Genomic DNA, 12354 nt, shown 5'->3' with positions numbered 1-12354 from the left:
CTGACGCCGTCGGACTTCCCGCTGGCGGGCCTGAGCCAGGCGCAACTCGACGCACTGCCGGTGGCGGTGGCCGAGGTCGAAGACATCTACCCACTGTCGCCGATGCAGCAGGGCATGCTGTTCCATTCCACGTTCGGCGAGAGCGACGGCGACTACATCAACCAGATGCAGGTCGAGGTCGCAGGTCTGGATGTGGCACGCTTCGAGGCGGCTTGGAACGCTGTGCTCCAGGCCCATGACAGTCTGCGTTGTGCCTTCGTCTGGTCCGCCGACCAGGCCCAACCGGTGCAGGTAGTGCTGCGCGAGGCCCGTGTGCCGTTCAGCGAGCTGGACTGGCGCGGTCGTGATGACCTTGCGCTGGCGCTCCCGACACTGGCCGCCGAAGAACGTGGGCGCGGCTTCGATGTGCTGCAGGCGCCATTGCTGCGCCTGGTGCTGGTACGCCTGGAAGATGACCGCCATGCACTGATCTACACCAGCCATCACATCCTCATGGACGGCTGGAGCAATGCGCAACTGCTGGGTGAAGTGCTGCAACGCTACTGTGGCGAGCGGCCCACGCAGGCGGCGGGCCGCTTCGGCGACTACATTGGCTGGCTGCAGCGTCAGGACCGAGCGCAGAGCGAAGCTTTCTGGCGCGAGCAACTGGCCGCACTGGAAGAGCCCACTCGCCTGGCCAGCACCTGTCAACATGTCGGTGTCGATGGCTACGACGAGCACAGCCTGTCGATCGATGCGCAGACCACCGCGCGCCTGGGCCGCTTCGCCCGTGAGCGCAAGGTCACCGTCAACACCTTGGTGCAGGGTGCCTGGGCCTTGTTGCTGCAGCGTCGTGTCGGCCAGGACTGCGTGTCGTTCGGCGCCACCGTGGCCGGGCGACCGGCCGAGCTGGCCGGTATCGAGCAGCAGATCGGCCTGTTCATCAACACCTTGCCGGTGATCGTGCCGTGCACCGCCGGGCAGGCGCTTGGCGACTGGCTGGACGATCTGCAGGCGCTCAACCTGCGCATCCGCGAACAGGAGCACACGCCACTGTTCGACATCCAACGCTGGGCCGGGCAGGGCGGTGACGCGCTGTTCGACAGTCTGCTGGTGTTCGAAAACTACCCGGTGGCCGAGGCCCTGGAGCGTGGTTCGCCCTCGGGGCTGCACTTTGGCCCGGTGCGCACACAGGAGCAGAGCAACTATCCGCTGACCCTGGCGGTCGGCCTGGAGGACAGCCTGTCGCTGCGCTGCAGCTATGACCGGCAGGCGTTCAGCGCGGCGATCATCGAGCAGATCGGCCAGCAACTGCGTCACTTGCTGCTGCAGATGCTCGAACAGGGCGCTGAGGTGCCTGTCGAGACCTTGCAATTGCTCGATGATGAGCAACGCCAGGCTGCGGTACAGGCCTGGAATACCGCCCCGGCCACGTTCGCGCCGAGCCAGCCGCTGCATCGCCTGATCGAAGCCCAGGCGGCCCGCGCGCCGCAGGCGCCGGCGCTGGTCTGCGAAGGCGAACAGTTGAGCTACGCCGAGCTGAACCGCCGGGCCAACCGGATCGCCCACGCGCTGATCGCCCGAGGCGTCGGCCCGGACGTGCTGGTGGGCCTGGCCGCGCCGCGTTCGCTGGAGATGGTGGTCGGCCTGCTGGCCATCCTCAAGGCCGGTGGTGCCTACGTGCCGCTGGACCCGGCCTATCCGCTGGATCGCCTGCACTACATGATCGAGGACAGCGGCCTGCAGTTGCTGCTCGGCCAGGGCGACCTCGGGCTGAGCCTGGCGGCGAACGTGCAGGTGCTGGACCTGGCCGCCGACTATGCCGACTACGCTGACTTCGCCGAGGTCAACCCGAACGTTGCGGTGGACCTGGATAACCTGGCCTATGTCATCTACACCTCCGGCTCCACCGGCAAGCCGAAGGGCACCTTGCTGCCGCACCGCAACGTGCTGCGCCTGTTCGAGGCCACGGACGGCTGGTTCGGCTTCGGCCCGCAGGACTGCTGGACGCTGTTCCACTCCTATGCCTTCGACTTCTCGGTATGGGAGCTGTTCGGCGCCTTGCTGCATGGTGGCCGCCTGGTGATCGTGCCGCAGGATGTCAGCCGTTCGCCGGAGGCCTTCTACCAACTGCTGTGCGAGCAGCGGGTGACCGTGCTCAACCAGACGCCGTCGGCGTTCCGCCAGCTGATGCAGGTGGCCTGCGCTGAAGGCCAGCGCAGCGACCAGCAGCTGCGCTACGTGGTGTTCGGCGGCGAGGCGCTGGAGGTCGGCAGCCTGCGTCCGTGGTTCGAGCGCTTCGGCGATCGTGCCCCGCAACTGGTCAACATGTACGGCATCACCGAAACCACGGTGCACGTGACCTACCGTCCATTGTCGCTGGCTGACCTGGCGCAGAGCGCGTCGAGCCCGATTGGTGTGCCGATCCCGGACCAGAGCCTGTACGTGCTCGACAGCGACCTCAACCCGGTGGCCGCCGGCTGTGTCGGCGAGCTGTACGTCGGTCGCCAGGGCCTGGCCCGTGGCTACCTCAAGCGCGCCGACCTCAGCGCCACGCGCTTCATTCCCGACCCGTTCGGCGAGAGCGGGGCGCGGCTGTACCGCAGCGGCGACCTGGCACGCTGGCGCGCCGATGGGGTGATCGAGTACGTCGGGCGGATGGACCATCAGGTGAAGATCCGTGGCTTCCGCATCGAGCTGGGCGAGATCCAGGCGCGGCTGCAGGCGCTGCCCCAGGTGCGCGAGGCCGTGGTGCTGGCCCAGGAGGGGGCGAGCGGCACCCAGCTGGTCGGTTACCTGGTGGCCGGGCAAGCGGTGGCGGACCAGGCGATCTGGCGTGAGGCGGTCAAGGCCGCACTGCGCGAAGACCTGCCGGAGTACATGGTGCCGGCGCACCTGCTGCTGCTCGAGCGCATGCCGCTGACCGCCAACGGCAAGCTCGACCGCCGTGCCTTGCCGGCGGCGGATGCCAGCCTGCTGCAACAGGCTTATGTGGCGCCAGTCACTGAACTGGAACAGCAGGTGGCAGGCATCTGGGCTCAGGTGCTGGAGCTGGAGCAAGTAGGCTTGAGCGACAACTTCTTCGAGCTTGGCGGCCATTCGTTGCTGGCCACCCAGGTAGTGCTGCGCCTGCGCGAAGCGCTGGGCCATGAAGTGCCGGTCAAGACGCTGTTCCTGGCCCGCGACCTGGCGGACTTCTGCGAGGCCTTGCAGGCCCTGCAGCCCGCGCTCGATCCACTGCACGATGTTTTGGCTAAATCCTTGGAGGACCTCAATCGTCTAACTGCCGATGATCTTGAAAAACTGATTTCCTAGTGAGGACACGGCATGCAGCAACTAATCGAATCGGTAAGCGCGCTTTCTTCCGAGAAGCGCAAAGCCTTGGCGATTCTGCTGAGTCAGAAGGGGGTCAACCTCTATGGCATCGCGCCGATTTTCCGGCGTGATGCCGACGAGCCCCTTCGGCTGTCCTATGCCCAGGAGCGTCAGTGGTTCCTCTGGAACCTGGAACCGCACAGCGCGGCGTATCACATCCCCACGGCGCTGCGCTTGCGCGGCGCCCTGGACATGGCCGCGCTGCAGCGCAGCTTCGCGACGCTGATCGAGCGTCACGAAGTACTGCGCAGCGTGTTCGTCGAGGTCGACGGGCAGTTGCTGCAGCAGGTTCGCGCGCCGTTCGCGCTGCCGCTGCCGGTGCAGGTACTGACCGATGCCGGGCAACTGGAACAGGCGGTGGCGGGGGAGATCGCCGTGCTCTTCGACCTGGGCGAAGGGCCGTTGCTGCGCGCGCGCCTGCTGCAGGTGAGCGAAGACGACCATGTGCTGGTGTTGACCCAGCACCACATCATTTCCGACGGCGCCTCGATGCAGTTGATGGTCGAGGAGCTGATCAACTGCTATGGCGCGTTCAGTCGTGGCCAGCAGCCCGAGCTGCCGGCGCTGCCGATCCAGTATGCCGACTATGCATTGTGGCAGCGCCAATGGATGGAGGCTGGCGAGCGCGAGCGCCAATTGGCCTACTGGACCACCCGCCTGGGCGGTGAGCAGCCGGTGCTGGAATTGCCGCTGGATCGTCCGCGGCCAGCGCTGCAGAGCTTGCGTGGCGCACGCCTGGATATCGAGCTGTCGGCCGAGCTGGGCAAGGGTTTGCAAGAGGTAGCGCGGCAGCAGGGGGCGACCCTGTACATGGTCCTGCTGGCGTCGTTCCAGGCGCTGTTGCACCGCTACAGCCGACAGCGCGATATCCGTGTCGGCGTGCCGATCGGCAACCGCAACCGCGCAGAGACCGAGCGCCTGATCGGCTTCTTCGTCAATACCCAGGTGCTCAGCGCCGAAGTCGATGGTCAGGCGCCGTTCACCACATTGCTGCAACAGGCCAAGGAGACGGCGCTGGGCGCCCAGGAGCATCAGGACCTGCCGTTCGAGCAACTGGTCGAAGCCTTGGCGCCGGAGCGCAACCTCAGCCACAGCCCGTTGTTCCAGGTGCTGTTCAATCACCAGGCGCACCGTGGCGCGGGCCGGCAGGCCCATGAGCTGCCGGGGCTGCGGGTCGAATCGCTGAACTGGGAGAGCCAGACCGCGCAATTCGACCTGATGCTCGATACCCATGAAGAGCAGGGGCAGTTGTGGGCGTCGCTGACCTACGCGACCGACCTGTTCGACTCAACCACCATCGAGCGCCTGGCGGGCCACTGGCAGGCGTTGCTCGAAGGTATCGTCAGCGCCCCCGGCACGCGCGTCAGCGAGTTGCCGATGCTGACGACGGCGGAACGTGCCGCAACGCTGGCTGCCTGGAATACCGCCCCGGCCACGTTCGCGCCGAGCCAGCCGCTGCATCGCCTGATCGAAGCCCAGGCGGCTCGCGCGCCGCAGGCGCCGGCGCTGGTCTGCGAAGGCGAACAGTTGAGCTACGCCGAGCTGAACCGCCGGGCCAACCGGATCGCCCACGCGCTGATCGCCCGAGGCGTCGGCCCGGACGTGCTGGTGGGCCTGGCCGCGCCGCGTTCGCTGGAGATGGTGGTCGGCCTGCTGGCCATCCTCAAGGCCGGTGGTGCCTACGTGCCGCTGGACCCGGCCTATCCGCTGGATCGCCTGCACTACATGATCGAGGACAGCGGCCTGCAGTTGCTGCTCGGCCAGGGCGACCTCGGGCTGAGCCTGGCGGCGAACGTGCAGGTGCTGGACCTGGCCGCCGACTATGCCGACTACGCTGACTTCGCCGAGGTCAACCCGAACGTTGCGGTGGACCTGGATAACCTGGCCTATGTCATCTACACCTCCGGCTCCACCGGCAAGCCGAAGGGCACCTTGCTGCCGCACCGCAACGTGCTGCGCCTGTTCGAGGCCACGGACGGCTGGTTCGGCTTCGGCCCGCAGGACTGCTGGACGCTGTTCCACTCCTATGCCTTCGACTTCTCGGTATGGGAGCTGTTCGGCGCCTTGCTGCATGGTGGCCGCCTGGTGATCGTGCCGCAGGATGTCAGCCGTTCGCCGGAGGCCTTCTACCAACTGCTGTGCGAGCAGCGGGTGACCGTGCTCAACCAGACGCCGTCGGCGTTCCGCCAGCTGATGCAGGTGGCCTGCGCTGAAGGCCAGCGCAGCGACCAGCAGCTGCGCTACGTGGTGTTCGGCGGCGAGGCGCTGGAGGTCGGCAGCCTGCGTCCGTGGTTCGAGCGCTTCGGCGATCGTGCCCCGCAACTGGTCAACATGTACGGCATCACCGAAACCACGGTGCACGTGACCTACCGTCCATTGTCGCTGGCTGACCTGGCGCAGAGCGCGTCGAGCCCGATTGGTGTGCCGATCCCGGACCAGAGCCTGTACGTGCTCGACAGCGACCTCAACCCGGTGGCCGCCGGCTGTGTCGGCGAGCTGTACGTCGGTCGCCAGGGCCTGGCCCGTGGCTACCTCAAGCGCGCCGACCTCAGCGCCACGCGCTTCATTCCCGACCCGTTCGGCGAGAGCGGGGCGCGGCTGTACCGCAGCGGCGACCTGGCACGCTGGCGCGCCGATGGGGTGATCGAGTACGTCGGGCGGATGGACCATCAGGTGAAGATCCGTGGCTTCCGCATCGAGCTGGGCGAGATCCAGGCGCGGCTGCAGGCGCTGCCCCAGGTGCGCGAGGCCGTGGTGCTGGCCCAGGAGGGGGCGAGCGGCACCCAGCTGGTCGGTTACCTGGTGGCCGAGCAAGCGGTGGCGGACCAGGCGATCTGGCGTGAGGCGGTCAAGGCCGCACTGCGCGAAGACCTGCCGGAGTACATGGTGCCGGCGCACCTGCTGCTGCTCGAGCGCATGCCGCTGACCGCCAACGGCAAGCTCGATCGCCGTGCCTTGCCGGCGGCGGATGCCAGCCTACTGCAACAGGCCTATGTAGCCCCGCAAAGCGAAATGGAACAGCGCATTGCCGCTGTCTGGGCCGATGTGCTGCGTCTGGAGCGGGTCGGCTTGAGCGACAACTTCTTCGAGCTGGGTGGCGACTCGATCATTTCCATCCAGGTGGTCAGCCGTGCCCGTCAGGCCGGCATACATTTCACTCCCAAGGAGCTGTTCCAGCACCAGACCGTGCAAGGCCTGGCCCGTGTGGCGCGCGAGGGCGGCGCGGCGCAGCGCATCGACCAAGGGGCGGTGCAGGGCGGCATGCCGCTGCTGCCGGTACAGCAGTGGTTCTTCGGCGAAGTGAGCGACGAGGCGCACCACTGGAACCAGTCAGTGCTGCTGCGTCCCACTCGGGCCTTGCAGGCGGCGACCGTCGAGGCGGCCTTGCAGGCCCTGCTGGTGCAGCACGATGCGTTGCGCCTGCGCTTTACCCGCGAGCAGGGTCAGTGGCAGGCCAGTCACGGTCAGCCTGGCCAGGCCAAGGACCTGCTCTGGCAGCGGCAGGCCGCCGACCAGGACGCGCTGCTGGCACTGTGTGAAGCGGCGCAACGCAGCCTGAGCCTGGAAGGGCCGCTGCTGCGTGCTGTGCTGGTCGGCATGGACGACGGCAGCCAACGCTTGCTGCTGGTGATCCACCACCTGGTCATCGACGGCGTGTCCTGGCGCGTGCTGTTCGAGGACCTGCAACAGGCCTGCGCGCAACTGGATGCGCAGCAGCCTGTGCGGCTGCCGGCGAAAACCAGTGCCTACAAGGCCTGGGCCGAGCGTTTGGGGGAGCACGCCCGTAGTGACGCCATGGCGCGCGAGCTGGCCTGGTGGCAGGGCCAGCTGGCCGATGCTCCGCAGGACCTGCCGTGCGCCAATCCGGCCGGCGGCCAGCAGAACCGCCATGCCCGCAGCCTGCATACGCGGCTGGACAGCGAGCTCACCCGGCAGTTGCTGCAGCAGGCCCCGGCGGCTTACCGCACCCAGGTCAACGACCTGCTGCTGACCGCGCTGGCCCGGGTGGTGGGCCGCTGGAGCGCGCAGCACACCGTGCTGATCCAACTTGAAGGGCATGGCCGCGAAGACCTGTTCGACGACATCGACCTGACTCGCACCGTCGGCTGGTTCACCACCTTGTTCCCGCTGGCCCTCACGCCTGCGCAGGACCTGGCGGGGTCGATCAAGGCGGTCAAGGAGCAACTGCGTGCCGTCCCCGCCAAGGGCATCGGCTACGGCATGCTCCGCCATCTGGGCGATGCTGCGGTGCAGGCCGGTCTTGCCGCCTTGCCGGTGCCGCGTATCACCTTCAACTATCTGGGGCAGTTCGATGGCAGTTTCGACGCCGAGCAGGGTGCGCTGTTCGTCCCGGTCGGCGAGCCGCGCGGCGAGGAGCAGAGCCCGGCGGCGCCGCTGGGCAACTGGCTGACGCTCAATGGGCAGGTCTACGGTGGTGAACTGGCCATTGGTTGGACCTACAGCCACGAGATGTTCGATGAGGCCACGGTCCAGGCCTTGGCCGATGACTATGCCGCCGAGCTGAAGGCGCTCATCGCCCATTGCTGCGACTCGCGCCATGCCGGTGTCACGCCCTCGGACTTCCCGCTGGCACGCCTGGATCAGGCGCACCTCGACCAGTTGCTGGACGATCCGCGCGCGGTCGAGGATGTCTATCCGTTGTCGCCGATGCAGCAGGGCATGCTGTTCCATAGCCTGTATGGCCAGGGCAACGGCGACTATATCAACCAGATGCGGGTGACCGTGGAAGGCTTGCAGGTCGAGCGTTTCCGCGCGGCCTGGCAGGCGTCGGCCGATGCCCAGCCGATCCTGCGCAGTCGCTTCGCCTGGGAAGGTGACATCGGCCAGCCGCTGCAGATCGTCCAGCGCCAGGTCCAGGTGCCGTTCGACTACCTCGACTGGCATGCCGAGGCCGAGCCTGGCGCACGCCTGGACGCCCTGGCCGAGGCCGAGCGCGCTCGTGGTTTCGACCTGCGTGAGGCGCCGTTGCTGCGCATGACCGTGGTGCGCACCGGCGAGCAGCGCTTCGAGCTGATCTACACCAACCATCACATCCTCATGGACGGCTGGAGCAACTCGCAGTTGATGGGGGAAGTCCTGCAGCGTTATGCCGGGCAGGCGCCGGCCCAGGCCGGGCGTTACCGCGACTACATCGACTGGTTGCAGCGCCAGGATCCGGCGGTCAGTGAAGCGTTCTGGCGCGAGCGCCTGGCCGAGCTGGAGGCGCCCACACGTTTGGCCCAGGGCCTGCAGGCCGAGCCTGGCAGCGGGTACGCCAGCCATGTGCGGCTGGTCGACGCCGAGCGCACGCAGCGTCTGGAAACCTTCGCCCGCCAGCAGAAGGTCACTGTCAACACCCTGCTGCAAGCGGCCTGGCTAGTGCTGTTGCAGCGCTACAGCGGGCAGGCCACGGTGGCCTTCGGCGCCACCGTGGCGGGCCGGCCGCTGGAGCTGCCGGGTATCGAGCAGCAGATCGGTCTGTTCATCAACACCCTGCCGGTGATCGCCACGCCACAGCCGGCCCAGTCCGTGGCCGACTGGCTGCAGGCAGTGCAGGCGCTCAACCTTGGCTTGCGTGAGCACGAGCACACGCCCTTGTTCGATATCCAGCGCTGGGCCGGGCAGGGCGGTGACGCGCTGTTCGACAGCCTGCTGGTGTTCGAGAACTACCCGGTGGCCGAGGCCCTGGAGCGTGGCGCGCCACAGGAGCTGCGCTTCGGCAGCGTCGACAGTCGCGAGCAGACCAACTACCCGCTGACCCTGGGCGTGAACCTGGGCGGTACCCTGGAGCTGCACTATAGCTTCATGCGTGCCCATTTCGATGAGGCGGCCATTGTCCGCCTGGACCAGCAACTGATCGGCCTGATGGAGCAGTTCAGCCAGGCGCCCACCGCGGCGTTGGGCAACCTGAGCCTGCTCGATAGCCAGGCCCAGCAGGCCCTGGCCGTGGCCAACGCGCCGCAGCCATGGCAGGACGGCTTGCTGGTGCACCAACGCATCGCCGCCCAGGCCGCGCGCCGGCCTCAGGCTCCCGCGGTACTGTTCGGCGACCAGGTGCTGGACTTCGCCAGCCTGGAGCGTCAGGCCAACCAACTGGCCCATCGCCTGGTCGCCGAAGGCGTAGGCGCCGAGATCCGTGTCGGCGTGGCCTTGCCCCGTGGGCCGCAGGTGATCGTCGCCTTGCTCGCGGTGCTCAAGGCCGGTGGCGCCTATGTGCCGCTGGACGCCAGCTATCCGGCCGAGCGCCTGGCCTACCTGATGCAGGACTCCGGTATCGCCCTGTTGCTCACCGACTCGACCTTGCGCGGGCAACTGCCGCTGCCGGCGGCGTTGGCTGCCCTCAATCTCGACCAGCTCGACCTGACCGCACAGCCGACCCATGCGCCGCAAACAGTGGTGCAGCCGCAGAGCCTGGCCTATGTGATCTACACCTCCGGTTCCACCGGCAAGCCCAAGGGGGTGTGCGTCGAGCATGGCCCGCTGGCGATGCACTGCGAAGCCATCGGCCGGCGCTATGCCATGGTCGAGGACGATTGCGAGCTGCACTTCATGTCGTTCGCCTTCGACGGCGCTCATGAGCGCTGGCTCACCGCGTTGACCCACGGCAGCCGCCTGCTGGTGCGTGATGACAGCCTCTGGGAGCCAGGCCAGACCTGCGCGCGCATGTGTGAGCACGGCGTGACGGTGGCGGCGTTCCCGCCGGCGTACCTGTTGCAGATGGCCGAGCACGTCGAGCTGCATGGCCAGGCGCCGAAGGCGCGCATTTACTGCTTCGGCGGCGACGCGGTGCCCCGTGACAGCTACCAGCGCGTGCATGCCGCCCTGGCGCCGGAGCACATCATCAACGGCTACGGCCCGACCGAGACGGTGGTGACCCCGCTGATCTGGAAAGCCGACCGCGCTACCGACTGCGGCGCTGCCTACGCACCGATCGGCACGCGTATCGGCGACCGTTGCACCTATGTTCTGGCCGCCGACCTGAGCGTCCTGCCAGCCGGCCTGCAGGGTGAGCTGTACCTTGGTGGCCACGGCCTGGCCCGTGGCTACCTGGACCGGCCGGGCATGACCGCCGAGCGCTTCGTTCCCGATCCGCACGGCGAGCCAGGCGCGCGCCTGTACCGCAGTGGCGACCTGGTACGCGAGCGCCGCGATGGCGTGTTCGACTACCAGGGGCGAGTGGACAACCAGGTGAAAATCCGCGGCTTCCGCGTCGAACTGGGCGAAGTCGAGGCCCGCCTGCTGGCCCAGGCTGGCGTGCGCGATGCCGCCGTGGTCGCCCGGCCAGGCCCGAGCGGCCAGCAGTTGGTCGGCTATGTGGTGGCGTTGCAGCCAGGTCAGGCTGATGCCGCGTGGTGCGACGCGCTCAGGGCGAGCCTGCGCGAAGTGCTGCCGGACTACATGGTTCCAGCGCATGTCCTGTCGCTCGCCAGCATGCCGCTGACCCCCAACGGCAAGCTTGACCGCAAGGCGCTGCCGCAGCCTGAGGCCGGTCAGTCCCGACATGATCACCAGCCACCGCGTACCGCGCTGGAGCAGACGGTGGCGGCGATCTGGGCCGATGTGCTCAAGCTGCCGCAGGTGGGCTTGCACGATCACTTCTTCGAGCTGGGTGGTCACTCGTTGCTGGCCACCCAGGTCGTCGCCCGGGTGCGTCACGCCCTGCAGGTCGAGGTGGCGCTGCGCACCTTGTTCGAGCATGGCACCCTGCAGGCATTCTGCGCCCAGCTATCGGAGTCTGCCGACGCAGCGGTGCCCGCCATCGGCCTGGCCGATCGCTCGCGGGCGCTGGCATTGTCCTATGCCCAGGAGCGCCAGTGGTTCCTCTGGCAGCTGGCCCCGGACAGCGCCGCCTACCATATTCCGGTGGCCCTGCGCCTGCGTGGCGCGCTGCGTGTCGAAGCCCTGCGCCGGGCGTTCGAACACCTGGTGGCGCGGCACGAGAGCCTACGCACGGTGTTCGTTCATGCACAGGGGCGTACCGAGCAGGTGATACAGGCGCCGTACGCCTTCGAGCTGCCGCTGGAGGTGCTGGCCGATGCCAGCGATGCCGCGCTGCTGTCGCGGGTGGAACAGGAGGTCGCACGTCCGTTCGACCTCGGGCAGGGCCCGCTGCTGCGCGCCTGCCTGTTGCGCCAGGGCAGCGATGAACATGTGCTGGTGCTGGTGATGCATCACATCGTCAGCGATGGTGTGTCGATGCAGGTCATGGTCGACGAGCTGGTGGCCCTGTACGACGCCTTTGACCAGGGGCAGGCACCGAGCCTTGCGCCGTTGCCGATCCAGTACGCCGACTATGCCGTCTGGCAGCGCCAGTGGATGGATGCTGGTGAGCGTGAGCGGCAGCTGACCTATTGGGTCGAACGCCTGGGCGGCACGCAGCCTGTGCTCGAACTGCCGCTGGATCACCCGCGTCCGGCGATGCGCAGCCAAGCCGGTGCCAGTTTGACGCTGGCCCTGCCCGGTGAGCTGCAGCAGGCATTGCGCGCGCTGGCCAGGGAACAGGGGGTGACGCTGTTCATGCTGTTGCTGGCGGCTTACCAGACGTTGCTGCACCGCTACAGCGGCCAGTCCGACATCCGTGTCGGTGTGCCGATCGCCAACCGCAACCATGCTCGCACCGAAGGCATGATCGGCTTCTTCGTCAATACCCAGGTGCTCAAGGTCGAGTTCGCACCGCAGGCGACCTTTGCCGCGCTGCTCGGCCAGGTGCGCCAGGCGGCGCTGGAGGCCCAGGCCTACCAGGACCTGCCGTTCGAGCAACTGGTCGAGGCCCTGGCGCCGGAGCGCAACCTCAGCCACAGCCCGCTGTTCCAGGCACTGTTCAACTACCAGAGCGGCGCGCGCCGTGGCCAGGGCGCGCAACAGGCGCATGCCTTGAGCGTCGAAGGGCTGCAATGGGATACCGGTGTCGCCCAGTTCGACCTGACCTTGGATGTGTTCGACAGCGAAGAGGGCGTGCTGGCCTCGTTGGTGTATGCCACCGACCTGTTCGAGCGCTCT

General features: G+C 67.7%; 2 protein-coding genes. Both read left to right on the top strand.

The features are described 5' to 3' along the window. Nucleotides 1–3294, top strand: a 3294-nt coding sequence (locus tag N5D53_RS27075; RefSeq protein ID WP_279841104.1) for an amino acid adenylation domain-containing protein, incomplete at its 5' end; no start/stop codon positions are given. Nucleotides 3295–3306: 12 nt separating this feature from the next. Further along, nucleotides 3307–12354, top strand: a 9048-nt coding sequence (locus tag N5D53_RS27070; protein WP_279841103.1) for a non-ribosomal peptide synthetase, incomplete at its 3' end; no start/stop codon positions are given.

The sequence above is a fragment of the Pseudomonas sp. GD03862 genome, from assembly GCF_029840855.1.
GTDB classification, from domain to species: domain Bacteria; phylum Pseudomonadota; class Gammaproteobacteria; order Pseudomonadales; family Pseudomonadaceae; genus Aquipseudomonas; species Aquipseudomonas alloputida.
This window is presented reverse-complemented; position numbering and strand designations above follow the sequence as displayed.